The sequence below is a fragment of the Rhizobium redzepovicii genome (genome assembly GCF_019793435.1).
Lineage (GTDB): Bacteria > Pseudomonadota > Alphaproteobacteria > Rhizobiales > Rhizobiaceae > Rhizobium > Rhizobium redzepovicii.
The window spans coordinates 337,517-362,646 of the sequence record NZ_JAILYH010000002.1; the positions used below are offsets into that span (position 1 = coordinate 337,517).

Consider the following 25,130-nt stretch of genomic DNA (forward strand, 5'->3'; position numbering starts at 1 on the left):
TTCTGTCCTTCTAGCGATTGAAATAGCTGCGGCGCGCTACGCGCGCCTGCACGTAGACATGCTCTTTGTCGGTTCCGGGATTGTAGGCGCCGGCAGCTTGCGGCACCGAGACGTTGCCGCCGCTCGGGAAGCGCGACACGAATTCCTCGTCGATATCGCAGCCGAGCCCCGGGCCGTCAGGAACGGCGATCAGGCCGTCGACCTGCTGCGGATGCGGCACGATCGTCTGGCGTCGGCCGTCCCAGTCATCGTCGAGGCGCTCGAGAATGAGGGCGTTCGGAATGGCCGCCAGCAGATGGAGAGCCGCATATTCCGCCACCGGCCCCAGCGATCCGGAATGCGGCGCCATCTGGATATGATGGGCCTCGGCCATGGCGGCGATCTTCTTCATCTGGGTGATGCCGCCGGCCCGCCCGGTATCCGGCTGGATCACGTCGACCAGTTCCTTCTCGATAAGCTCGCGCTCGCCGAAGATGGTCGCCGAACGCTCGCCGGCCGCAAGCGGCACATGCGCTGCGTCGCGAATGCGGCGGTAGCCGTCGAAATTCTCCGGCGCGATCGGATCTTCTACCCACATCAGCTCATAGGGTTCGAGCGCCCGCACCAGCCGGCAGGCATCCGCAGGCGTCAGCCATGGCGGCCCATGCAGATCGATGGCGATATCCATGTCGTCGCCGACGGCATCGCGCAGCGCCGCGACCTTGCGGACCGGGTCGGCGACGCCGCCGCACTTGATTGCCTTGATGCCGCGCGCCTTGAGCGCAAGCGCCCGCTCGGGCGTATTGGCATGCGAATAGATCGGGATCCGGTCGCGCACCTTGCCGCCGAGCAGCATCCAGACCGGCACGCCAAGCGCCTTGCCCTTGATGTCCCACAACGCCATATCGATCCCGGTCATTGCACCGCCGCCGACCGTTCCAAGCATGCCGTGCCCCATCATGGTGATATGCATCTTCTGCCAAAGCCGTTCGATATGAGCCGGATTCTCCCCGATGAGGAGAGGCGCAAGGTCGTGGATCGCCGTCTCGACGACACGCGGCCAGCCCGAGCATTCGCCGATGCCGGTAATGCCCTCATCGGTATCGATTTTCAGAAAAAGCCAGTTCCGGGTGCCTCCGAATTGCTTAGAGGTAGCGCCGCCGGGACGATGATCGGAAGCCCAGTTGGAAGGGTCGGGCTGACCGACTTGCATGAGAAATGTGCGGATTCCGGTGATTTTCATCTCTGAGAACTTCCATTTTTCAGATGGTCTGGCTTCAGATTGCCGGGCTCCAAATTGACGGGCGCGACGTAGCGGAAACGCCTGGATTGATCGCGATCGCGCGGATCGGGGCGTGGGATCGCCGATATCAGCGCCTGCGTGTAGGCATGCTCGGGTGTGCGGCAGACCTGCTCCGCCTCGCCGATTTCGACGAGCTGGCCTTTGTACATGACGCCGACACGGTCGCACATGTAGCGGATGACGCCGATGTCGTGGCTGATGAAGATATAGGCGAGGCCGAGTTCGTCCTGCAGCCGCATCAGGAGGTCGAGCACCTGCGAGCGCACCGAGACGTCGAGCGCCGAGGTCGCCTCGTCGGCGACGATCACACGCGGATTGAGCGTAATGGCGCGGGCAATGCCGATGCGCTGGCGCTGGCCGCCGGAGAATGCGTGCGGGTAGCGTTCGCGCGCCCTTGGATCGAGGCCCACCTGCTCCATGAGGTGGCAGACCCGCTCTTCCAGCGCTTTCCCCTTGGCGACGCCATTGACGAGCAGCGGCTCGCCGATGATCTGGGAGACGGTCATGCGCGGATTGAGGGAGCCGAACGGATCCTGAAACACCATGCGCAATTCGCGGCGCGCGGCGGCCAGTGTGGGACCCTTTGCCGTTGCCAGATCGATGATGTCCCCGCCGGCATTGCGATAAAGGATTTCGCCAGCAGTCGGATCGATCAGGCGCATGATCGAGCGGCCCATCGTCGTCTTGCCGGACCCGCTTTCGCCGACGATGCCGAGCGTCTCGCCCGGCAGAAGCGAAATGGAAACATCGTCCAGCGCTTTCACTTCACCGAAATCCATCGAGACGCTGCGCAGTTCGAGGATCGGCGCTTTTGTCCTGTCGAGAGGGGGGCGTGCGAGGCGGATTGCGGCCTTCTGCTCGAGCTTCAGCACCGAGCCGATCAGCATGCGGGTATAGTCGTCTTGCGGCGCATGAAAGATTTGCTCGACCGGCCCATATTCCTTGGCGACGCCGTTATGCATCACCAGCACATCGTCGGCGATCTGCGCCACCACACCCATGTCGTGCGTGATGAACAGAACGGCCATGCCGTTGGCCTTCTGCAGGCGGGCGATCAGGTCGAGAATTTCGGCCTGCGTTGTCACGTCGAGCGCCGTGGTCGGCTCATCGGCGATCAATAGCTGCGGTTTGCAGGCGAGCGCCATGGCGATCATCGCGCGCTGGCGCATGCCGCCCGAATATTGGAAGGCATAGCGATCCAGGGCTTTTTCCGGAAAGGGAATCTCGACCTGCTTGAGCAGCGATATGGCCTCGGTGCGCGCCTCCGCCTTGCTCATCCGCGTGTGCAGGCGAAGCGCCTCGACGATCTGGTTGCCGACGGTGTGGATCGGCGATAGCGACGACATCGGCTCCTGAAAGATCATGGCGATGTCGCGGCCGCGGATCGCCCGGATCTGGCGTCCGCGCGGATTGAGGCTGGTCAGATTGGTCGAGCCGCCGTTCTGGTCGTTCAGGATGATCGATCCGGCCGCAATCCGGCCGGGTGCGTCGACGATCTGCAGGATCGAACGCGCCGTCACCGACTTGCCGGATCCGCTTTCGCCGACGACACAGAGCGTCTTGCCCGGTTCGATCGAGAAAGACAGATCGCTGACGGCGCAAAAGACGCCGGTGCGCAGCGGAAATTCGACGGTCAGGTTTTTCACCTGGAGCAGCGGCCTGCCGGCAATGGGAACGATATCGGTCATGCCGGCCTCATTTATTGTAGGGATCGGCCGCATCGCGCAGGCCGTCGCCGAGAAGGTTGAGCGCCATCACGGCAACGACGACGGCGCAGCCCGGCATGAAGAGCCAGGGTGCCGTGGCGATCGAACGAATGTTCTGGGCCTCGCGCAGCAGCACGCCCCAGGAGATGGTCGGCGGCTGCAGACCGAGCCCCAGGAACGAAAGCGAGGTCTCGGCCAGGATCATCGCCGGCACGGCAAGGGTGATCGACGCGATGATGTGGCTCGCGAAGCTCGGCAGCATATGGCGGAAGATGATGCGTCCTTCACGAACGCCGTCGAGCCTGGCGGCAGCGACGAATTCCTCGGTGCGCAGGGACAGGAAGCGGCCGCGAACGACGCGGGCGAGCTGCGCCCAGCCGGTCAGCGACAGGATGATCGTGATCATCATATATTGCAGCGTCGCCGGCCAATCCTGCGGCAGGGCCGCGGCCATCGCCAGCCAGATCGGGATCGTCGGCAGCGACAGCACGAAATCGATTAGCCGCTGCATGAAGAAATCGATGCGGCCGCCGTAATATCCCGAGATGCCGCCGATCACGATGCCGAGCATCAACGACAGGAAGACGCCGACGAGACCGATCGACAGCGAAACCTGCGAGCCTTGCACCGTTCGGCTGAAGACGTCGCGCCCTAGCCGGTCGGCGCCGAAGAGAAGCAGCGGCGTGGTCTTGTCGGGCGAGGCGATCAGATGGATGTTTGTGTTGAAGAGGCCAAACACGGAATATTCATAGCCGCGCCCGAAGAACTGGACGTCGACACGCTTTGTCGTGTCTTCCTTGAAGATGGCGGCCAGCGTTTCCGGATCGCGGGTCAGCTTCATCGGATAATAATGCGGACCGAAAGAGAACCCGTTCTCGGTATCGATCAGATGCAGTTTCTGCGGCGGGTGAAAGGTCGCCCGCGCATTTTGCAGGTTCGGATCGTTGATGGCGAAGAAGCCGGGCACCAGGGCAACGATATACATCATCACGGTGACGACGAGCGCCACCATGGCCAGCCGGTGCCGGCGGAAAGCCCACCAGATCAGCTGCCATTGCGATGCGACGGCGGCGCGATCCGGCTGAATATTTGTAACGGCAATGTCGGCCACGTGAGGCTCCTATTCCAACCGGATGCGGGGATCGACCAGCGCAAGCAGGATATCGCTGATCAGAGAGCCTATCAGCGTCAGCGCACAGATCAGCAGAACGAAGGCACCCGCCAGATACATGTCCTGGGCCATCAGCGCCTGCAGCAGCAGGGGTGCGGCCGTCGGCAGGTTGAGGACGATCGCGACGACGACCGAGCCGGAGATGAGGTTGGGCAGCAGCCAGGCAATGGTCGAGATGAACGGGTTGAGCGCGATCATCATGGGGTATTTCATCAGCAGCCGGAATTCCGACAGACCTTTTGCCCGTGCGGTGGTCACGTAAGGCTTCGGCAGTTCATCGAGCATGTTGGCGCGCATGACGCGGATGAGGCTTGCTGTCGACGAGACGGCAAGAATGATGACGGGAAGCCAAAGATGCGAGAAGAGGTCTACCATCTTGGCGAAGCTCCAGGACGCGTTCTCGTATTCCGGCGAAAACAGCCCGCCGACATCCTGTCCGAATTCGACCGCCGCGATATACATCAGCACCAGCGCCAGCAGGAAGGACGGAACGGCCAGGCCGAAGAAGGTGAAGGCGGTGAAGAAATAGTCGCCTATCGAATATTTGCGCACGGCGGAATAGACGCCGATCGGCAGCGCAATCGCCCAGGTGGCGATCAATGTCGACAGAGCCAGAATAAGCGTCAGCGCCATGCGCTCCCAGATGAGATCCGAGACCGGCTGCTGCCATTCGAAGGAGATGCCGAAATCACCGCGCGAGAGGATGCCCCATATCCATTTGAAATATTGGATGAGCATCGGATCGTCGAGGCCGAAACGCTCACGCAATTGCGCCGCCGTATTCTGATCGACGATCTCGTTGGAGGCTGCCAGCGTCGCGATATAGGTGGTGACATAGTCGCCGGGCGGCAGCTGGATCAGCACGAAAGCCAGGAAGCTGACGGCAAAAAGCGATGGAATCATCCATAGCAAGCGTTTGGCGATGAAGACCAGCATGGGCGCCTCTTGCATTGAACGCTGCCTTCCGTGCCTTGCCGGCTGTCAGGGCCGGCAAGGCATCTCGGAGGGCGAACCGAAAGAAGGCGCCGTACCGTCAGGCACGGCGCCGGAGATCCAAATCAGCTCGTGAAGGTGAACTGCTGCGGCAGCGCGGGCCCCGGATTGGGCCAGGACCAGCTGTCCGGCTCCTTTTCGGGAACATTGCGCAGGTTGTTGCGGATGATGCCGAAGCCACCGACGGCAAGGCAAAGCCCGACGGTCTCGAATTCCTCCGCGGCGATATCGAAGATCTGCTTCATGACCGCACCGCGCTTGTCGAGATCGGCCGTCGAACGCGCCTCGTCGAAAAGCTTCATGCGCTTCTTCTGGCTCTCCGGCGGTTCTTCGCCGCGTGCACCGTTGGAGGTGTACCACAGCGTCCACGGAATGGCGTAACGCGAGCCTTGCGGATGGAAGGCGAAGAAATCGCGCGGATCGAGCATCGGATCGAGACCGCCGGGGCCCGGCCATACCTGCGCATCGTGGGCATTGTCGTCGCCGCGGGTGTAATAAAGCGCCCGTTCGATGGTGTTGACCTTCATGTCGATGCCGATCTGGGCCCAATGCGTCTTGACCAGCTCGAGTGCGTCGACGAGGTCGGGATAGAGCGTCGGAATGACGTCGATCGAGAAAAACACCTTCTGGCCGTCCGGCCGGAGGCGGAAACCGTCGCCGCCCTTCTTGTAGCCGGCCTGATCGAGCATCGCGCCTGCCTTGTCGGCGTCAAATTCGGTGAACTGGCGCGCGTATTTCTCGTTGTACCAGGGATGGGTCGGACGCGGTCCGGCCTGGTAAGGCTCGCTCTGTCCGAAATAGACGATATCGATAAGCTCCGGACGATTGATGCCGATCGATAGCGCCTGCCGGAACGATTTATCCGCAAACATCTTGCGCATGGCAGGATCTTTGTGGGTGATGTTGAAGTAGATCTGGCACTGCTGCGAGGCTGAAGGCACGAGCGTCAGCAGACGATAATCGCCCTTCTGCATGTTCTGGGACAGCGTCGGCTTGTTGGCAAGCACGCTGATATGGCGCTCCTGGATGTCGATCTTGCCCGAGATGACGTTCAGCATCAGCGATTCGACGTCCTGCGAGATGCCGAAGTTGATCTCATCGATATAGGGAAGCTGATTGCCCTCGGTATCGACCTGCCAGAAATAAGGATTCCGGGTCATCACGACGCGGGTGGCGCCACCGACATAGGGCTCCTTGACCACCCATGGATCGAGCGTCGGCTTGTCGACATTGCCCCATCGCGTCGGAATCTCGATGTCGCCGCAGCGGCTGCGGAACAGTTCCGTCCAGCTGGTGACGCCGGCTTTCTTCGCATCGGCCTCGATATTGGGATTATATTTCGGCAGGAACTGGCTGCAGTAGTGCTTCGGAAAGAGCGTCGGATGCTGACCAAGCGGCGTGGCGAGGTTTTCCAGGTAAAGGGCGTTGGCCGCCGCAAAGGTGAACCTGACCGTATAATCGTCGACCTTCTCGACGGTTACCGGCTTGCCGGCGACAGCAAGCTGCGCCGGTGTCGCGCTGTAGAGCTCGGTGTTTTTGACGCAGTCTTCGATCGCGAAAACGACGTCATCGGCGGTAAAGGGATGACCGTCCGACCAGCGCACGCCTTCGATCAGATGGAAGGTGAATTGCGTCGCGTCGTCGCTGACTTCCCAGCGCTCGGCGAGGTTCGGCTCCACAGCGGTAAATTCGAGGTTCCAGCGCACGAGGCTCTGGTTGCCGACCATGCGCAGAATGCCGTTATGGTCGGATGAACCGCGAAGGCCGCGGCGCAGAGAGCCGCCATAGGTGCCGACTTTTTCGAACGGCTTGACCACCATCGGCTTCTTCGGCAGGCGCTCGGCGAGCGGCGGCAGTTTTCCATCTTTCACAAGTTGTGCAAGTGCGGGCGCCTCGCCGCCTGCGGCGAAAGCGCGGCCCGCGATGGACAGCGCCGCTGCACCGGCCATGCCGCCAAGCACGGCGCGGCGGGTAACGCCGCGCGACAGAATTTCATTAGGCATCGAGTTCCTCCCTTTCTATGCCGACGCAACTTTTGAGCCGGCTGATGCGGCGGGCTCCCGACCTGCCGCTGCGCCCTCCTCGGCGCCCGGACGGAACCATAGACACGTTCCCAAATGATTACAAGAGTTGACAGATAATTACAAATTTTGTAGCGATGCAGCATGAAAGCTTGAATTACACGCCTTAAAACCTAGGCTTGAGCACACAAAAGACGCCAATCTGTCAGAATCTGTGCATCGCATTGAAATGTCGTTGGCGGACAACTGCCTGACGTTCAGAGAAAAGGACGATAATGACATTCGCGGCCGACGCCGTTCCGAACCGAGGCGCGACGCGCTTCAGCGACATCATCTACGAGAAGATCGTGGGGATGATCGCCGACGGCAATTTTCCGGTGAACGAACGGTTGCCGTCGGAGACGAAGCTCGCCGCCGATTTCGGCGCTTCGAGGCCCGTCGTGCGCGAGGCACTCGAGCGCTTGAGAGCTGATGGCCTGGTCGTTTCCCGCAAGGGCTCCGGCTCCTATGTCCGGCAAAGACCGGATTCGTCGATGCTGAAAATGGTGCCGGTCGGATCGCTCGCCGATGTCCAGCGGTTTTTCGAATTCCGCGCAGGCCTCGAAGCCGAGGCGGCGGAGCTCGCCGCGCGAAACTGGCAGCCCGCCGACAAGGAGAGGATAACGGCAGCGCTTCTTTCGATCGAGCAATGCCTGCGCAACGGAGAGCTCGGCGCCGAGGAGGATCAGGTTCTGCATGATGCCATCGCCATGGCGACCGGCAACCAGTTCCATATCACCGTGCGCGAATGGTTCAGGCCGCATTTCGCCATCGGGCATTCCGTTACACGAAGCCTGAGCCTGAAGCGCACGCTGGAGCAGATCCGCAGCGTCCAGGACGAGCATGCGGTGATCGTGGAGGCGATCTTCGCACGCCGGGAAACCGAAGCGCACGATGCGATGAAGAAACACATATTGAATGCTCGCGCCCGCATGTTCCAGGGCGTTTGAGCGAGAATGGGAGGAAGAACGATGAAACGGATCGCTATGACGGGGGCTGCCGGACGAGTCGGAACGCTGCTGCGCCCGCTCCTCCGCGCACATTTCGGGCACGTCAGCCTGATCGATCTGCAGGAGCCCACCGGGCTTGGCGACAACGAGACCTTCGTCAGGGCCGACCTTACAAAGCTCGACGAGACTAAGGCTGCGCTGAAGGATATCGACGGCGTCGTTCATCTCGCGGGTATCGCCAGCGGCACCGACATGAACGCCATTCTGCACGCGAATGTGCTTGGAACCTACAATCTCTACGAAGCTGCCCGGATCAACAAGGTCGAGCGGGTGGTCTACGCCTCCAGCAACCATGCGACCGGCTTCTATCCCCGCGGCGAAATCATATCGCCGCTCGATCCGATGCGTCCCGACAGCCCCTACGGACTTTCCAAATGCTGGGGCGAACTGGTGGCCGGGCTTTACTACGACACGTCAGGCATTCGCTCCCTTTCCATTCGCATCGGCAATGCCGGGACCTACCCCAACAGCGAGCGATCGATTGCGATCTGGATCAGCGCGCGGGATCTGGCGCAGTTGGTGCGGATCGGGCTCACTCATCCGTTGATCGCCGCGACGGTGGTTTACGGTGTTTCCGATACCGACGAGAAATGGTGGGACAACGATCTGGCGAGGAGGCTCGGCTACCAACCGGAAGACCGGCCGCGCGATCACGCCCGCATCGAACAGGGAGCCGAAGGGCCTGTCGCGCTTGCGTTCCAGGGTGGCGGATTCTGTGAAATCAACCACGATGGCACCATCCGCATGCGTAACGCCGAAGGTTTGGCAAAAAGCCTGGAGGCGGCCGAATGACGGCGCCTCGGATCATCCACCCGCAAGTCCGTTCCGTGATCGAGCAACCGCTGACGGTCGGTGAATCGCCGGTATGGGACGACGAGACCGGCACGCTGTGGTTCGTCGACATTCTGGCTTCGGCCGTCGTGCGGCTCTCGGCTTCGGGAAAGATCGACCGCTTCGACATGCCAGCGGCGGTCGGCAGCCTCGGGCTTTGCCGCGATCATAGGATTGTCGTCGGCCTCCAGACGGGCGTCCATCTCTTCGATCCGGCCTCCCGCGATATCGAATTTCTATGCGACCCGGTCGGGCGCGAGATGATCGGCCGACTCAATGATGGAAAGGTCGGTCCGGACGGGCATTTCTGGGTCGGCTCGATCAGCGAAGCCAAGCCGCAGATCGAAGAGGCCGCTCTTTACCGCGTCGGCGCCGATGGCAGCACGCGGACGGTTGCAACGAGACTGACCAGCTCCAATGGCCTCGCCTGGTCGCCGGACGGCCGGCGGATGTATCACTCCGACAGTCGGCAATGTTTCCTGCAAGCATTCGACTTCGATGCCGAGACGAGCAGTCTCGGTGAAGGACGTCGCCTTCGCAGCTTCACAGAAGATGAGGGGCGGCCGGACGGGGCGACGACTGATCGCGACGGGTTTTACTGGAGCGCCGGCGTCTCCGCCGGCCGCCTCAACCGCATATCGAGCGAAGGTGAAATCGTCGAGATCTACATTCTGCCGGTCCCGGCACCGACCATGCCGTGTTTCGGGGGACCTGATCTCAGCACCCTCTTCGTCACCAGCCTGTCGACGGACCGCACCGGACGTTTCGAGGCGGGCACGGTCATCGCCTTCGACGTGGATGCAGAAGGGCTGCCGCCCTTCCGCTTCGGCAACCAATTATCTTGAAAGCGAACGGGGAAGAAAAATGAGCATCGCGATCATGCGCAAGGCGCTCACGGGCGTTTCGGGTGTTCCCGTCACGGCCTATGACAGCAAAGGCGAAGTCGAACCGCGGATTACCGCCAAGGTCTATGCGCGGGTGGCGGCCGCGGGCATTCACAACATCGTCGCTGCCGGCAATACCGGGGAATTCTACGCGCTGACGCCGCAGGAAATCCGGATCGTCCACGAAGCGGCGGTATCAGGCGTCGACGGCCGCGCGCCGGTGACGGCGGCGATCGGCCGGTCGCTGCGCGAGGCGATCGGCATGGCGAGGGATGCGTCGGCGATCGGCGCAACCGCCGTCATGTCGCATCAGCCCGTCGATCCTTTCGCAGCACCTTCGGCCCAGATTGGCTATTTCTGCAATCTTGCCGATGCGTCCACTCTGCCGCTCGTCGCCTATGTCAGGGCCGAGGGTTTTGGTGTCGACGATATCGTCCGCCTCGCCAACCACGGCAATATCGCCGGCATCAAGTTTGCCACGACCGATCTGATGCTCTTGTCGCGCGCGATTCCGGCGGCCGATCCCGATGGTGCCCTGTTCGTCTGCGGCCTGGCGGAGAGCTGGGCGCCGACATTCACCGCCGCCGGCGCGCGCGGCTTCACGTCGGGCCTCGTCAACGTTGCGCCGCAGCTTTCGCTTGCCGTCCACGCCGCGCTCGAAAAAGGCGACTTTGCCGCGGCACGGGCGATCGTCAACAAGCTCGAGCCGTTCGAGCGGATGCGAACCAAATTCCGCAACGGCGCCAATGTGACCGTCGTGAAAGAGGCGGTCACCTATTCCGGCCTCGATGTCGGCCCCGTGCGCGTGCCGGGGTTGCCGCTGCTCGACCAGCATGATCGCGAGGAACTTCATCGGCTGCTACGAGGCTGGGAGGCCGAGGGCAGCATTCAAACTGATCCGGACCGGCAGCAGCCTGCCAAGGCGGCCGGCTGAGTTCGACATTATTTCTGCAAACAACAGGATTGGGAGGTCTAGAGATGCTGAAACAGCTACTGACAACGATCGCAATTACCGGCGCCCTGATAACGACGCAGCCTGCCTGGGCTGCCTCGCCGCCCAATATGCTGGTCATAGGCACCAATCTCACCGGCATCCGCACGCTCGATCCGGCCCAGAACAATGCCCGCACCGTTTCCGAGCTGATCTCGAACCTCTACGACAACCTGGTGCAGCTGTCGCCGGACGATCTCAAGACGCTGAAGCCGATGCTTGCGACGCAATGGAGCGTCTCGGACGACGGCAAGATCATCACGCTCACCCTGCGCGACGACGCCGTCTTCCAGAGCGGCAACAAGGTGACCGCCGAGGATGCGGCCTGGTCGATCCAGCGCGTCATCAAGATGGGCCAGGTCGGCTCGACTGACGTGGCGCTCTGGGGCTTCAAGCCCGACAACGTCGAAAAACTCGTTCGGGCAAAGGACGAGCATACGCTCGAAATCGAGCTGCCCCAGTCGGTGAATACCGATCTGGTGCTCTATTCGCTGGCCGGCTCGTCGATCGGCATCGTCGACAAGAAGACGGTGCTGTCGCATGAGGCGAATGGCGATTTCGGCGGCGCCTGGCTTTCGGCCAATTCCGCCGGCAGCGGTCCATTCAGCCTGGCGCAATGGCGGCCGAACGACGTGGCGATCTTCAATGCGCAGCCGAAATACTGGGGCGGCAAGCCCGCCATGGCCCGCGTCGTCGCCCGCCACATCCCGGAATCCGGCAATCTCAGGCTGCAGCTCGAAGCCGGCGACGTCGATGTCGGCCAGTATGTGGCAAGCGGCGATCTCGATGCGCTGTCCACCAACAAGGATATGGTCATCGACAATGTCCCGGGTCTTGGCTTCTATTATATCGCCCTCAATCAGAAAGACCCGGATCTGCAGAAGCCGAAGGTTCGCGAAGCCTTCCAGCACGCCTTCGACTGGAAGGCGATCTCCGGCAACATCATGCGCTATACGGGCTTTCCCTGGCAGTCGATGATTCCGCGCGGCATGATCGGCGCGCCCGATGAGGCTGCCGCCCGCTATGATTACGATCCCGCCAAAGCCAAGCAGCTGCTGGCGGAGGCCGGATATCCGAACGGCTTGAAGAAAGTGCTCAATCCGTCGGGGGCAGCGACCTTGCCCTTCGCCGAAGCGCTGCAGGCGAGCGCGCGGGCTGCCGGCCTCGATCTCGATCTGGTGCCCGGCGAGTTCACGCCCGCCTTCCGCGAACGCAAATTCGAAGTGCTGCTCGGCAATTCCGGCGCCCGCCTGCCGGATCCCTTCGCCGTCGCCACACAATATGCCTTCAACCCTGACAATAGCGACGAAGCGCGCCTCGGCAGCTATTATCTCTGGCGCACAGGTATGAAGGTGGACGATCTCAACACCCTCATCGATCAGTCGATGAAAGAGCGCGATACGGCCAAGCGCACGGATATGTTCAAGAAGATGGACGGCATCTATGCCGGCATGGCCGCCCCGCTCGTCATCTTCTTCCAGCGAACCGACCCTTACGTCATGCGCGCCAACGTCAAGAATTATCACGGGCACACGACGTGGTCGACGCGCTGGCATGACGTGACCAAGGAGTAGAGCGCGTGGCGAGCGCCGATCTGACATCGAAGCAGGAAAGCCGTCGCTCTCAAGCGGGCGGGTTCGCCGATGCGGCCCCGCACCCGTTGATGAGCTTGCTGCGGCGCCTGGCGGGACGCGTGGTGGCTGTTATGACCACGCTGCTCGGTCTGCTTTTCCTGACCTTTTCGATGGGGCGCCTGCTGCCTGCCGACCCGGTGCTTGCTATCACCGGGCCGGAGGTCAGCAAGGAGGTCTATGATCGGGTTTATAACGAGCTGGGGCTCGGACAGCCGATCTGGATGCAGTTCCTCTCCTATGTCGGAAAGATCGCCACAGGCAATCTCGGCACGTCGGCGACGACGGGCCAGCCGATCCTCACCGATCTGATGACGATCTTTCCCGCCACCATCGAGCTTGCAATCATCGCCATGATCATCGGCGCCATTATCGGCATTCCCTTGGGCGTCACGGCTGCCGTCAGGCGCGGAACCATCATCGATCACATCGCCCGGATCGTTGCGCTTGCCGGCCACTCCATCCCGATCTTCTGGACCGGGCTGATGGCGCTCTTCCTTTTCTACGCCAAGCTCAAGCTGGTCGGCGCATCGGGCCGCATCGACGTCTTCTATGAGGGCCTCGTCACCCCCATGACGGGCTTTCTGCTGATAGACGCGGCGATACAGCAGCAATGGGACGTGTTTTACAACGCGCTTGGCCACATCATCCTGCCGGCGGCGATCCTCGGTTATTACTCCGTCGCCTATATCAGCCGCATGTCGCGAAGCTTCATGCTGGAGCAGTTGAGCCAGGAATACATCATCACCGCCCGGGCCAAGGGGCTCGGCACCCGCAAGGTCGTCTGGCGGCACGCCTTCCGGAACATCCGCGTGCAGCTGCTGACGATCTTGGCACTGACCTTCGGCGGGCTGCTCGAAGGCGCGGTGCTGATCGAGACGGTTTTCGGCTGGCCGGGGCTCGGCCAGTATCTCACCCGCGGGCTACAGATGAACGATATGAACGTCGTCATGGGTTCGGTTCTGACGATCGGCGCCGTCTTCCTGACGATCAACATCCTGTCGGATGTGCTCTACCGCATCCTTGATCCGAGAACACGGTGACGCCATGACGATCTCCTCAGAAGACGCAGACGCCCACACCCTCGGCTTTCGCAGTTGGTTGCGGGCAGATGAGCCTCAGGGCTGGTTCCAGTCGTCGGCGCAGCAAATCCATCAGGGCTGGCTGAAATTCAGCCTGCACCCGCTTGGGCTGGCCGGCCTCTTCATCATCGTGCTGCTGATCGTCGTGGCGACGGCCGCCCCCTTGCTCACCAGCTACGATCCGATCGTGCAGGATATGGCCGGGCGACTCGCGCCGCCCTCGGCCGCCCATCTTCTCGGCACCGACAATTTCGGCCGCGACGTCTTTGCGCGGGTCATCTACGGCGCCCGCACCACGCTTTACATCATCATGCTGGTGACGATCATCGTCACACCGCTCGGCCTGCTGATCGGCACGGTCTCCGGCTATTTCGGCGGCATTGTCGATGAGATCCTGATGCGCATCACCGATATCTTCCTCTCCTTCCCCGGACTGGTGCTGGCGCTCGGTTTTGCCGCCGCCCTCGGCCCCGGGATCACCAATGCGATCATCGCCATTTCGCTGACGGCCTGGCCGCCGATCGCGCGGCTGGCGCGCGCCGAAACGCTCAGCCTGCGCAAAGCGGATTATATCGCCGCCGTGCGCCTGCAGGGCGCGACATCGCTTGCGATCATCACCCGCCACATCCTGCCGATGTGCATTCCCTCGGTGATCGTCCGCGTCACCCTCAATATGGCCGGCATCATCATCACTGCCGCCGGTCTTGGCTTCCTCGGCCTCGGCGCGCAACCGCCCTGGCCGGAATGGGGCTCGATGGCCGCCAGCGGTCGTGAGTTCATGCTCGATAGCCCTTGGGTGATCGCCGCGCCCGGCATCGCCATCGCACTCGTCAGCCTCGCCTTCAATCTCGTCGGCGATGCGCTGCGCGACGTGCTCGACCCGAGAGGTTCGGAATGACAGAGCCGCTCATCGACATTCAAAACCTCGAAATCGCCTATGGCGGCGGCCACATGCGCGCGGTGCGCGGCGTGAGCTTTGCGCTCGGGCAGGAAAAACTCGGCATCGTCGGCGAATCCGGATCGGGCAAATCCACCGTCGGCCGGGCGATCATGAAGCTGCTGCCGCCGACCGCGATCGTCCGCGCCGAGCGGATGGCCTTTCGCGACGTCGACCTCCTCAAGGCCGACGAACGAAAGATGATGACGATCCGGGGGCGGCGGATCGGGCTGATCCTGCAGGACCCGAAATATTCGCTCAATCCGGTCATGCGCATCGGCGAACAGATCGCCGAGACCTACCGTTTCCATCATCCGAAGGCGGGCGCGAAGCAGACCTATCAACAGGCGCTCGACATGCTCGAAGCCGTCCAAATCCGCGATCCCGAGCGCGTCGCCCGTCTTTATCCGCACGAAATATCGGGCGGGATGGGCCAGCGCGTGATGATCGCCATGATGCTGATCGCCGAACCCGAAGTGCTGATCGCCGACGAGCCGACCTCGGCGCTCGACGTCACGGTCAGGCTCGAAATCCTGGCGCTGCTCGACGAACTCGTCTCACGCCGCAATCTCGGCCTGATCTTCATCAGCCACGACCTCAATCTGATCCGCAATTTCTGCGACCGCGTCCTCATCATGTATGCCGGCCGTGTCGTGGAGGTGCTGGAGGCGCGCGATCTCGACAAGGCGAAACACCCTTATACGCAGGGGCTGCTGGCATCTTTGCCAACGATCGAGAATCCTCCTGCCCGGCTGCCCATCCTGAAACGCGACCCGACCTGGCTTGACGACCTCGCAATGGAGGTGCGGCCATGATCCGGATCGACAACCTTACTATCCGTTTCGGACACGGCCAGCGGCCCGTTGTCAGAGATGTGAACCTCACGGTCGAGAGGGGGACGGCGTTCGGCCTGGTCGGCGAGTCCGGCTGCGGCAAGTCCACAGTTCTCCGGGCCCTCTCCGGCCTCAACGCCAATTATGATGGCAACATCGAACTCCAGGGCGAGACGCTGGACCGGCAGCGCAGCCGGCCGTTCTATCGCCGGGTGCAGATGGTGTTTCAGGACCCCTACGGATCGCTCCATCCCCGCAAGACCATCCGCTCGCAACTGAAAGAACCGCTGCGCAACCAGGGGCTGGAGACGAATTCCGTCGACGTCAACGCGGTACTCAGATCGGTCGGCCTCGATCCGGCGCTGAGCTACCGATTTCCGCATCAGCTTTCCGGCGGGCAGCGCCAGCGTGTGGCGATCGCCCGCGCCCTGATGCTGAACCCTGACGTCCTGCTTCTCGACGAACCGACATCGGCGCTCGATGTCTCTGTCCAGGCCGAGATCCTCAATCTGCTGCAGGATCTGCGCGCCGAGCGCGGCCTCACCTACCTCCTTGTCAGCCACGATCTCGCCGTCGTCTCCCATATGTGCAGCCGCGTCGCCATCATGGAAGCCGGCGAGATCGTCGAACAGGTCGATATCGAGGCCCTGCGCCGAGGCGCCGTCGAACATCCCTATTCGCAACGCTTGCTGCGGGCGAGCCGGATGTACGGGAGGGTGTAGCCGTCGATCGGTACGCCCTGCCGCTTCGCGGGTCACCGCAAGTGGGCGTCGATGGCGAAAATGATCTCTTCCCAATCGTTGGGATGAATTTCGTGGCCGCCACCTTCGAGGCGGACAAGCTTCGCGCCCCGGACGGTTCTTGCCAGCAGTTCGCCGTGCTCAACCGGATAAATCGGGTCGGCCGTTCCGTGTATGACGAGGAGGGACGCGGCCAGTTCCGCCAATTTTCCTTTCAAGGCCTGCCCGCCCCTCAACATGAAATGATTTGTGGCACTGACGAAGTTCTTCGCCCGCCTGACATCCCGTTCGACAAAGGCGCGCGCCCGCCCTTCGTCATAGGTGTGCGCCACCCCGGCGATCATCCGGGTGTCTCTGACAAGAAATTCGATCACCTGGGCATTGTCTGTCCAGTCGATGGCGTCACCCGTCGCGGCGTGCGCCATGTAGGCGTCAGTGGTATGCGGCAGCCCGCTAGTATCAATGCCTATTGGCGTGGTGGACATCAGCGTCAGCGTCTTGACGCGTTCGGGATAGGAGAGCGCTGCGATCTGGGCAATCGTGCCGCCCAGTGACATGCCGATCAGATTGACGCGGTCAATGCCGTAGCCATCCAGTACCCTGACGGCGTCCGCAGCCATGTCGTCCATGGTGTAAGGCGGTTCCCCCGGCTCGTAGATCGCCGAACGGCCAGTGTCTCGATTGTCATAGCGAATGACATAATATTTTAGAGCGGCGAGCTTCTGGCAGAACCCGTCCGGCCACCACAGCATCGACGCCATCGCGCCCATAATCAACAGGATCGGCTCATGCGCCGGGTCGCCAAAGGCCTGTGTGGCGATCTCGACGTCATCAAACTTGATATTGCGTTCAGTCACTTGGAGCGTCCTATACGTGTATCGGGTGAAGCGGCGAAGGCTTGGGTCCTGATATCAGCAGCCATAACCCATGATGGGGCTAAGGCAGGTGTGCCGCATCAGGCATTTTGCCTAGGGCGGGTTCAAAACACACATGGGATGACTACGTCTCCATCTCTGCTAATCTTAAACTTCACCTATCGGAGGACTTTGTGTCGACATCCCTCAAAAGTCCTTGTTCTCAGGCCGTGCAGCAGAACTCGATGCGATGGAATCCGCGTTCCGGGACGTCTCCGGCGGTCGGCAACGCTCCATTCTCCTCGGAGCGGAAGCAGGCGGCGGCAAGAGCCGGCTGGTCGAGGAGGTCGTCGACCGACTGTCAAGCATGATGCCGAAAAGTGTGAGCGGTTTTCGGACGACATCATGTTCTAAGTCCTTAATGTAGAACAGGATGATTTTAGGCCGGGTCGGCCTCCAGGCGTTCCGATCAAACAATAGGGCGCGGCTATTTCCAGCTCGTGTAATCAGCGGCGGTGCAACCAAACGGCGCACGATCTTGGCCAAACCGCTTCTTCAGCTGCTCGCATCCCCACTCGTTCAACGGCGCCGGCATGAGGTTGTTGATGTCCATGCCAGGCGATTGGAATTGCGTCGGCGAGCTCGTGACGTACCAAAGCCAGAAGCCGACCACACCGACGACGATCAGAAGCAAAGTGCCGAAGAAAAGCTGCAGCCGCCTCAAGATCGACACCGTCTTTTTGGGTTCTTCGATCAACACCGGCGCAGCCTGATCGCCGTCTTGCTGATGCCCCAGAGGTGCGAGAGCCGCGGCGCGCTCGGCATCCGTGAGCTCGACCCGCTGCAGACGATTGTCCAGAAGCACCGGCAGGGCCGTATTGCCGTGCCTGACGGCCATTCCGATCGCCTTGCCATTGGCTTCACCGACGATCAGCGGCTCCTGTCCGCTCTTCATCCGCGTGTAAGCCGATCGTCCCGTTTTGTCAGCGGCGATCTTGTCATTGTAGGTGATGGAAAGGACCCCGCGCTTGCGGTCAAATGCACTGATCTCGACGGGGACGGGGATCAGCCTGGCAGGCCGGCGCAATTGACCCTTGACCCGCCAAATGCGGATACCAAGAAAAATCATGCCCAGGCTCATGCCGCCAAGCAGGACCACGAACAGCGTGAGCGTGATGATCCTGTTCCAGAGCATGTCCAGACCCAGGCTCATTGTCGCGAGTTCCGGATGGTCGACGGAAATCACAAGATCGGTTTCATAATCGCCGGTATGGAAATCGACGAACATGACCTCGACCTCGGTGTCGTAGTTTCGTCCGCCGTAGCTGTAGACAAGGTGTGCCTCGCAGTCGGTGAAGACTGCCTTGCGTGTCGTGCATTTCCCGTTTTGCACGTCACCGTTCTCAAGCACCAAGGGATTCTGGCTGATCTGGAAATCGCGGATCACACCGGGTGCTTCCGAGACGAAGAGAAAGACGGCCAATGCCAGGATAATGGGCGTTGACCAGAAGTAAGCGTTCGGCGTGGAGATGACGTTGCGCGCCAGTGAGAGCGGGCGGCTGGGGAGAACAAGCGAAGACAACGGCGTCGGACCCCTCATGTGACAGCGCAGCGCGCCGGTAAAGCTTCAAAGCGGCCGATGACCAACGAGCGGAGTTGGCGTCATCCAGACCGGCTTGCACAATCCCATTGTGTGATACCGATCTACAACCTGTTGCGGGCGATCGGCAATGCTTTTCTACACGCGCAGGCGGCAATCCCGCGTTGGTCCTGTCGATAACGCGAGCGACACGAGATACATATTTCACTGATGCCTCCGGACGCAGCATCGAGACGATGAAAACCGAGCGATCGTCAGGCGATCGGTTTGCCGAGAGCCGGATTGACCTCGCCAAAACTGTTGCCTCTTCGCCTTTAAAGTTGCGTCACCGGTATGAAGGTTGATAGAGGAGCGGCGGCGGTATAGTTTCGCTTTCGCAAATCGACGAATGACACAAGGAATAGTTATCTCATGCCGACAGGTACGGTTAAATTCTTCAATGACGACAAGGGCTTCGGCTTTATCACCCCCGAGGATGGCGGACAGGACGTGTTCGTGCACGTGTCTGCTCTGCAGCGCGGCGGGTCGCTACGCGAAGGCGACAAGGTCAGCTTCGACGTCGGACAGGATCGCAAGACCGGAAAATCGAAGGCTGAGAACGTCTCAACCCTCTGATTCAAAGTCGAAGATTACCCAACCCGCGTTGAGCGGGTTGGGCTCGTCGCAACGCCATAGGCCGCGACGACGGTAATCGAGGTCTGTGCGTGTCGTTTTGGGGTACCGGGACGGCAGGAATGCTTCACGCATCCACGTCAGGCCGACGCGAGGCGCTATCTACGCCTCCGATAAAATGCTTTCGGCCGCCTTCTCAGCAATCATGATCACCGGCGAATTGGTGTTGCCCGAGATGATGGTCGGCATGATCGAGGCATCGACGACCCGCAGCTTCGCCAGCCCATGCACCCGCAATTGCGAATCAACCACCGCCATCGTGTCGCTGCCCATTTTACAGGTGCCGACCGGATGGAAGATCGTTGTGGCGATATCGCCGGCGCGGCGAATCAGATCCTCGTCACTCTGGTATTGCCTGCCCGGCAGCATCTCCTGCGGCCGGTACCTAGCGATGGCGCCGGCCTCCATCAGCCGGCGCGCATGCCGAATCGATTTCGTTGCCACGATCCGGTCGCCAACGGTCGAAAGATAATTCGGGCGGATGTCCGGCGCCACGGTAAAATCCGGGCCGCCGACATGCACGGTGCCTCGGCTTTCCGGCCGCAGATTGCAGACGGAGACGGTGACGGCGGGATATTTGTGCAGCGGCTCGCCCAGTCGGTCGGTGCTCAGGGGCTGCACGTGATATTCGAGGTCGGCGGTCGCAACGGCCGGATCGCTCTTGGCAAAGATGCCAAGCTGGCTCGGCGCCATAGACAGCGGCCCGGAGCGGCGCAGCATATATTCAAGCCCCATGCCCGCCCGGGTCAACAGGTTGTGATAGAGCTGGTTCAGCGTCTTTGCGCCCTCGATGCGGAAGACCGTACGGATTTGCAGATGGTCCTGCAGGTTTTCGCCGACACCCGGAAGTTCATGGGTGACATCAAGCCCGGCGGCGGACAACACATCCGGGCGACCGACCCCGGAAAGCTCCAGGATTTTCGGCGAATTGATCGCACCGGCAGACAGGATGACCTCGCGACCGGCGCGAGCCAGATGATTCTGCCCGTTTAGCCGGAACCGCACGCCGGTCACCATTCTGCCGTCGAATTCCAGCCGCTCGGTTTCGGCGCCGGTCAGCACACGCAGATTGAGCCGCTTCATCGCCGGGCGCAGAAAGGCCTTCGTCGTGTTCCAGCGCAGGCCCCCGCGCTGGTTGACCTCGAAATAGCCTGAGCCTTCATTGTCGCCATCGTTGAAATCGTCGGTCTTCGGGATACCGAGTTCTTCAGCTGCATCGCGAAAGGCATCGAGGATCGGCCAGGAAAGCCGCTGCTTTTCCACCCGCCATTCGCCGCCTGCCCCGTGCATCCGCGACTGGCCACGATAGTTGTCCTCGGATTTGAGGAAATAGGGCAGCACGTCGTCCCAGCCCCAGCCGGAATTACCCGCCTGCCGCCAGCCGTCGTAATCGGCCGCCTGGCCACGCATGTAGATCATGCCGTTGATCGACGAGCAGCCTCCCAGCACTTTTCCTCGCGGATAAGGCAGTGATCGGCCGTTCAGTCCTGCCTCCGCCGCCGTCCTCATCATCCAATCGGTGCGTGGATTGCCCATGCAGTAGAGATAGCCGATCGGCACATGCACCCAATGATACCGGTCGCTGCCGCCGGCTTCGAGCAGCAGGACGCGGTTTTTCGGATCGATCGACAGCCGGTTGGCCAGAACGCATCCCGCCGATCCGGCGCCGACGATGATGAAGTCGTAGCTTCCCGCATCAATGGCTGCATCATTCATACGCATGTTCATGCCGCCGCCCCCGCTGCCGCCGGCGGGACCGCTGTCAGACGCCGCCAGAGCGGTGCCATCGCTTCGGCGATATCCTGATAGAGAGCGTAACGCCGCGCATAGTGCGCCTCGAGCGAGACATCCGGACGATAATTCCGCTCTGCCCGAACCATGGCCGCAGCACCAGCGCCGAAGTCCGCGAAGACACCGACGCCGGTTCCGGCCGCAATCGCCGCTCCCAGCGCACCGGTTTCACGCGAGCGGGCAACGCTGACCGGAACGCCGAGCACATCGGCGAAGATCTGCGGCCAGATCAGGCTGCGCGAGCCGCCGCCGGACAGCACGGCTTCGTTGAAGACCGCGCCCGCCTTTCGGATCGTCTCGATGTGCTGGCGATGACCGAAGGCGACACCTTCGAGAAGCGCGCGAACGAGATGTCCCTTGGTGTGCCAACCGGCAAGACCGTAGAAGCCGGCGCGCGCGTGGCCGTCCTGCTGGGCGCCATAGAGATATGGATGGTAGATCGGATCGTCTGTCGTGGGCTCGATCGCCCCGGCCAGCGCGCAGCAGGCATCAAAGGGCGAAACGCCTTCAGCATGCTCGCCTTCGAAGAACTCCCGCACCAGCCATTCGAGATTGGCAGCCGAGGTGGCGCTGTTCTCCATCGCCATGTAGCGGCTGCGATCGAAGGTCGAGGACATGAAGACTGGCCCGCCGAGGTCGGGGCTGTCGATGATGACTTGGTTGATGCTCCAGGTGCCGGCAATGATCGAGGCGCTGCCGGTGCGTGCAACGCCCGAGCCGAGCGCCGAGGCGACGACGTCGAACAGTCCGCCGGCCACCGGTGTACCAGCGGCGAGCCCGGTTTGCCCCGCCACCTCTTCCGTTACCGTACCGGCAATGTCGGCGCTTTCGATGAGCGGCGGCAGGAGGTCCATGCAATCGTCCAGTCCATAGGCCTCCATCAGCGCCTTGTCGTAGCGGCGCGCGGCAAGATCCAGCAGACCGGCCCCCGACATGTCGGACACTTCGCTGACACGCTGGCCGGTCAGGCGGTTGACGACGAAATCCTTGGAGAAGAACACCGTACCGATGCGGTTGAACAGATCCGGCCGGTGACGCTTCAGCCAGGCAAGCAATGTCGGCGTCTGGGATGGCCACGGACGCTGGCGGGCAATCGGATAGGTCCGGTCACCAACACCGGCTTCTCGCCATTCATCGACCAACCCGGCCGCCCGCGTGTCGAGCGACTGGATGCCGATGAGCGGAGCGCCGTCGCGATCAAGCGCATAAAGACCGTTGCCATGCCCGGCGCAACCGATCGCGGCGATTTCCTCCGGCTGGATCTCTGCCTTTTCGATGCAGGCGCGGATGACCTGCCGTGCATTTGTCCAGAGTTCGTCCAACCCTCGCTCGACATGCCCCGGGCTCGGCATGCGGCTGTGTCCTTCTTCGGACGCAGCCGCGATCTCGTTGCCGTGGCGGTCAAAAATCACCGCCTTGATAACGGTGTTTCCGGCGTCGAGCCCCAAAAGATACTCTCCCATGCAGAACCCTCCCGAGATTCGAAATCGCTGCTCAGCCCTGCTGATAGAGCGCAAAGGCCTGGTCGCCGCTCGCGTCCTCGTGCACGATCGCCATCAGCCCGCGCACCACGGCACTCGGATTGGCGTGCTGATAGATGTTGCGGCCATAGACCATGCCCATTGCACCCTGCCGCATCAAGGCCGCGGATTTGTCGAAGACGGCACGAAGATCCTCCTTGCCGCCGCCGCGCACCAGAACCGGGCAACGGGCTGCTTCCACCACTCTGTGGAAATCCTCGGCATTGGTGGTTGGGTCCGCTTTGACGATATCCGCACCCATCTCACGGGCGAGCCGCGTCAACGTCACGATCTTGTCGGCATCGCCGTCGACCATGTAGCCGCCCTTTTCCGTCACCGGCTGCATCACCAACGGCTCGATCATCAGCGGCATGCCATACTTGTCGCAATCGGCCCGGACGCGGGAAATATTCTCAACGCACTGGCGGAAAAGGTCCGGCTCGTCCGGCAGCATGAACAGGTTGACGACGACGCAGGCTGCATCCATCTCGATCGCGCCGATCAATGGTTCGGCCTCGTTCTGCAGCACCGCCCACATGTCGCGGTGGCGGATCCGGTTATAGGGATTGCCCATGTCGATGCGCATGACCAGCGTCGGCTTGTCCTTGCCGGGCACATGCTGCAGCAGGTCGGCCTGGCCGTAATTCATCTGGATCGCGTCCGGCCCTGCAGAAACCAGCGCCTTGACGACGGCCTGAATGTCCTCCAGCCCGTTGAGGAAGGATGGTTCGTTGCAGACGCCGTGATCGATCGCCACATCGAGGCAGCGGCCGCCGCCGAACAGCCGGTTCATCCGGACTTTGCTGTTGTGTCGCATTCTGTGCTCCTTGGTTCGTTCCTTGCGGAAAGCATGTCTTCGTCGACGCCGTGGCGTTGGTTGAGAAGGGTGAGAAAACGGTCGCGCTCACGGGCGCGATGCGCGAGCGTCCAGCGCTTTTCCTGCGCCAACAGGTCGAGTGCGGCATCCATCATGTCGAGCGTAAGCTCGCCTGAAACGGCCAGCGTCGTGCGCCGCAAAAGCAGGTCGTCGAGATGTTCCACCGCTTCCTCGCGGATCAGGAACTGCACTTCGCGCATCGAGTAGGCGGCGTGCGGCAGCACTGCATCGGGGCCGGCCGCGATGAAGTCGCCAACCGCCTCGGCATCCGTGCCATATCGGGCAAACAGCTCAGCCATGCGCCGGCCGGAAAGGCCCTTGCTGGCCGCCATCTGCGTCAGCCAGGCGGCCGCGCTGGCGGGAAATGCCCGCCCGCCGCCGATCGGTCGATCGGTTGTCGCAATGCGGCGCCGCCTGCCCAGCCTTTCCAGAGCCATGTCGGCCGCCAGTTCCCCGAAGGATCGGAATGTCGTCCACTTGCCGCCGATCATGCACAGAACCGGTGGGCCACCATCCTTCGGCTCCACGACCGTGCAGAAATGATCGCGCGGGATGCGGCCGGTAAAGCTGTCAGTGCTGGCCGGCAGCGGCCGCACGCCGGAAAACTGGAAAACGATCTGTTCCGGCCGGACGGTGATATCAGGCAGCACGAAGGCGAGCGATTGCAGGATATAATCCCGCTCGTCCGCCTCGCAGCGCACCGTTTCCGGATCGTCGACGCGGATATCGGTCGAACCGACGAGAACCTTGCCAAGATAGGGAAACAGGATGCAGATCCGCCCGTCCTCGTTTTCATAGTAGATCATGTGATCCGCGAGTGCGTCGCGCAGGTCCGCATTGTCGACGACCAGATGCGAGCCCTTGGTACCGCCCATCAGCGGCGCCGGCCGTGTTTCTGGCGAAAACAGGGTCTGATTGGCGATGTCTATCCAGCCGCCGGTGGCGTTGATGATCAGCACCGGTTCGACGCTAATGGAAGCCCCGCCGATCAGGTCCTCGACCCGATATTGGCCATCCTCTGTCCGATGCAGTTCCGCGTAATTCAGCGCCATCGCCCCGAATTTTGCTGAAAGACCATCCTGCAGAAGCTCGATGCCCAGCCGCTCCGGATGGCTGACCCAGGCGTCGAAATAGGTGGCGGAACTCTTGATGTCGGGATTGAGCGCCGGCCACTTGGCAAGCGTCGTGCGCCGGTCGCGAAACTGGTGGCGCGGCATCAGCGCCCGCTTGCGGGTCAGGAAGTCATAGATGCTCAGGCCTGCCTTGATGGCGACGGCGCCACGCCGGCTCGGGCGGCGGCTGAGGCCCAGGAAGCGGACGATGCCATTGCCGAGGCCGGAAAATATATCGAACACCGGCACCGTCGTCGGCAGCGGCGCTACGTAGTGTGGCGCATTGCGCAGCAGCCGATCCCGCTCGACCAGCGATTCCTGCACCAGCTTGAATTCGCCATTTTCAAGATAGCGAAGCCCACCATGGACCATGCGCGACAGCGCCGAACTGGCCCCTGAGCAATAGTCGTGTTTCTCGACGAGCAGCACGTTCAGCCCCTGCAGCGACAACTCGCGAAAGACACTGATGCCGTTGATGCCGCCGCCAATGACGCACACGTCCACCTTCGGGCTCTGGCGGAGCCCGTCCAATATCTCTTCCCGTTTCATGATG

At 61.9% G+C, this 25,130-nt stretch carries 21 protein-coding genes and 1 pseudogene; 11 read left to right on the forward strand and 11 right to left on the reverse strand.

Annotated features, from left to right (window positions below):
* Positions 1 to 10: 10 nt before the first annotated feature.
* From K6N12_RS03970 to K6N12_RS03990, 5 genes are all read right to left on the reverse strand, one after another.
* Positions 11 to 1,222, reverse strand: coding sequence for a mandelate racemase/muconate lactonizing enzyme family protein (locus tag K6N12_RS03970; RefSeq protein WP_222148756.1), 1,212 nt, complete (start codon positions 1,220 to 1,222; stop codon positions 11 to 13).
* On the reverse strand, positions 1,219 to 2,970 hold the full coding sequence (locus K6N12_RS03975) for an ABC transporter ATP-binding protein (protein ID WP_222148757.1): 1,752 nt from the start codon (positions 2,968 to 2,970) through the stop codon (positions 1,219 to 1,221). The genes K6N12_RS03970 and K6N12_RS03975 overlap by 4 nt, the downstream gene beginning before the upstream one ends.
* Before the next feature lie 7 nt (positions 2,971 to 2,977).
* Entirely contained in the window at positions 2,978 to 4,099 is a 1,122-nt protein-coding gene (locus K6N12_RS03980) for an ABC transporter permease (RefSeq protein WP_097628010.1), read from the reverse strand.
* 9 nt (positions 4,100 to 4,108) lie between these two features.
* On the reverse strand, positions 4,109 to 5,095 hold the full coding sequence (locus tag K6N12_RS03985; protein ID WP_097628136.1) for an ABC transporter permease: 987 nt from the start codon (positions 5,093 to 5,095) through the stop codon (positions 4,109 to 4,111).
* 122 nt (positions 5,096 to 5,217) lie between these two features.
* Entirely contained in the window at positions 5,218 to 7,155 is a 1,938-nt protein-coding gene (locus K6N12_RS03990; RefSeq protein WP_097628011.1) for an ABC transporter substrate-binding protein, read from the reverse strand.
* 293 nt (positions 7,156 to 7,448) lie between these two features.
* On the opposite strand from K6N12_RS03990, the gene K6N12_RS03995 reads away from it, so the two are divergent.
* The 9 genes from K6N12_RS03995 to K6N12_RS04035 are packed head-to-tail and all read left to right on the forward strand — an operon-like array spanning position 7,449 to position 16,133.
* Entirely contained in the window at positions 7,449 to 8,162 is a 714-nt protein-coding gene (locus tag K6N12_RS03995) for a FadR/GntR family transcriptional regulator (protein ID WP_097628012.1), read from the forward strand.
* A 21-nt stretch (positions 8,163 to 8,183) separates the two neighbouring features.
* On the forward strand, positions 8,184 to 9,014 hold the full coding sequence (locus K6N12_RS04000) for an NAD-dependent epimerase/dehydratase family protein (protein ID WP_097628013.1): 831 nt from the start codon (positions 8,184 to 8,186) through the stop codon (positions 9,012 to 9,014).
* On the forward strand, positions 9,011 to 9,898 hold the full coding sequence (locus K6N12_RS04005; protein ID WP_222148758.1) for an SMP-30/gluconolactonase/LRE family protein: 888 nt from the start codon (positions 9,011 to 9,013) through the stop codon (positions 9,896 to 9,898). The genes K6N12_RS04000 and K6N12_RS04005 overlap by 4 nt, the downstream gene beginning before the upstream one ends.
* 19 nt (positions 9,899 to 9,917) lie before the next feature.
* On the forward strand, positions 9,918 to 10,871 hold the full coding sequence (locus K6N12_RS04010; RefSeq protein WP_222148759.1) for a dihydrodipicolinate synthase family protein: 954 nt from the start codon (positions 9,918 to 9,920) through the stop codon (positions 10,869 to 10,871).
* Positions 10,872 to 10,915: 44 nt separating this feature from the next.
* Positions 10,916 to 12,502, forward strand: coding sequence for an ABC transporter substrate-binding protein (locus K6N12_RS04015; protein ID WP_097628016.1), 1,587 nt, complete (start codon positions 10,916 to 10,918; stop codon positions 12,500 to 12,502).
* 5 nt (positions 12,503 to 12,507) lie between these two features.
* The gene (locus K6N12_RS04020; RefSeq protein ID WP_222148760.1) at positions 12,508 to 13,602 is read left to right on the forward strand and encodes an ABC transporter permease; all 1,095 of its coding nucleotides are present in this window, start codon (positions 12,508 to 12,510) and stop codon (positions 13,600 to 13,602) included.
* A 4-nt stretch (positions 13,603 to 13,606) separates the two neighbouring features.
* Complete coding sequence (locus K6N12_RS04025) at positions 13,607 to 14,539, forward strand: ABC transporter permease (protein ID WP_222148761.1); 933 nt, start codon at positions 13,607 to 13,609, stop codon at positions 14,537 to 14,539.
* Positions 14,536 to 15,393, forward strand: a complete 858-nt coding sequence (locus K6N12_RS04030; protein WP_097628019.1) for an ABC transporter ATP-binding protein — start codon at positions 14,536 to 14,538, stop codon at positions 15,391 to 15,393. Before K6N12_RS04025 ends, K6N12_RS04030 begins: the two co-directional genes overlap by 4 nt.
* Complete coding sequence (locus tag K6N12_RS04035) at positions 15,390 to 16,133, forward strand: ABC transporter ATP-binding protein (RefSeq protein ID WP_097628020.1); 744 nt, start codon at positions 15,390 to 15,392, stop codon at positions 16,131 to 16,133. The genes K6N12_RS04030 and K6N12_RS04035 overlap by 4 nt, the downstream gene beginning before the upstream one ends.
* A gap of 32 nt (positions 16,134 to 16,165) precedes the next feature.
* Here the strand turns inward: K6N12_RS04035 and K6N12_RS04040 are convergent, their stop codons facing one another.
* Entirely contained in the window at positions 16,166 to 17,008 is an 843-nt protein-coding gene (locus K6N12_RS04040; protein WP_183779688.1) for an alpha/beta fold hydrolase, read from the reverse strand.
* Between the two features lie 199 nt (positions 17,009 to 17,207).
* Between K6N12_RS04040 and K6N12_RS33985 the strand changes: the two are divergent.
* A pseudogene (locus tag K6N12_RS33985) lies at positions 17,208 to 17,369 on the forward strand (ATP-binding protein); the annotation flags it as partial.
* A gap of 123 nt (positions 17,370 to 17,492) precedes the next feature.
* Here the strand turns inward: K6N12_RS33985 and K6N12_RS04050 are convergent.
* The gene (locus tag K6N12_RS04050) at positions 17,493 to 18,605 is read right to left on the reverse strand and encodes a hypothetical protein (protein WP_179867147.1); all 1,113 of its coding nucleotides are present in this window, start codon (positions 18,603 to 18,605) and stop codon (positions 17,493 to 17,495) included.
* Between the two features lie 411 nt (positions 18,606 to 19,016).
* Between K6N12_RS04050 and K6N12_RS04055 the strand changes: the two genes are divergently transcribed.
* A complete protein-coding gene (locus tag K6N12_RS04055) occupies positions 19,017 to 19,220 on the forward strand; it encodes a cold-shock protein (RefSeq protein WP_003572688.1) in 204 nt (67 codons plus the stop codon).
* A 159-nt stretch (positions 19,221 to 19,379) separates the two neighbouring features.
* On the opposite strand, the gene K6N12_RS04060 is transcribed toward K6N12_RS04055, so the two are convergent.
* Genes K6N12_RS04060 through K6N12_RS04075 form a run of 4 tightly spaced genes read right to left on the reverse strand, consistent with a single transcriptional unit; the run spans position 19,380 to position 25,126 of the window.
* A complete protein-coding gene (locus K6N12_RS04060) occupies positions 19,380 to 21,005 on the reverse strand; it encodes a GMC family oxidoreductase (RefSeq protein ID WP_165503870.1) in 1,626 nt (541 codons plus the stop codon).
* Entirely contained in the window at positions 21,002 to 22,531 is a 1,530-nt protein-coding gene (locus tag K6N12_RS04065) for an FGGY-family carbohydrate kinase (RefSeq protein ID WP_097628023.1), read from the reverse strand. The genes K6N12_RS04060 and K6N12_RS04065 overlap by 4 nt, the downstream gene beginning before the upstream one ends.
* 31 nt (positions 22,532 to 22,562) lie before the next feature.
* Positions 22,563 to 23,405, reverse strand: coding sequence for a class I fructose-bisphosphate aldolase (locus tag K6N12_RS04070; RefSeq protein ID WP_183779684.1), 843 nt, complete (start codon positions 23,403 to 23,405; stop codon positions 22,563 to 22,565).
* Positions 23,378 to 25,126 (reverse strand): glycerol-3-phosphate dehydrogenase/oxidase, encoded by a 1,749-nt coding sequence (locus K6N12_RS04075; RefSeq protein ID WP_222148762.1) that lies wholly within the window; start codon positions 25,124 to 25,126, stop codon positions 23,378 to 23,380. The genes K6N12_RS04070 and K6N12_RS04075 overlap by 28 nt, the downstream gene beginning before the upstream one ends.
* Positions 25,127 to 25,130: the final 4 nt, after the last annotated feature.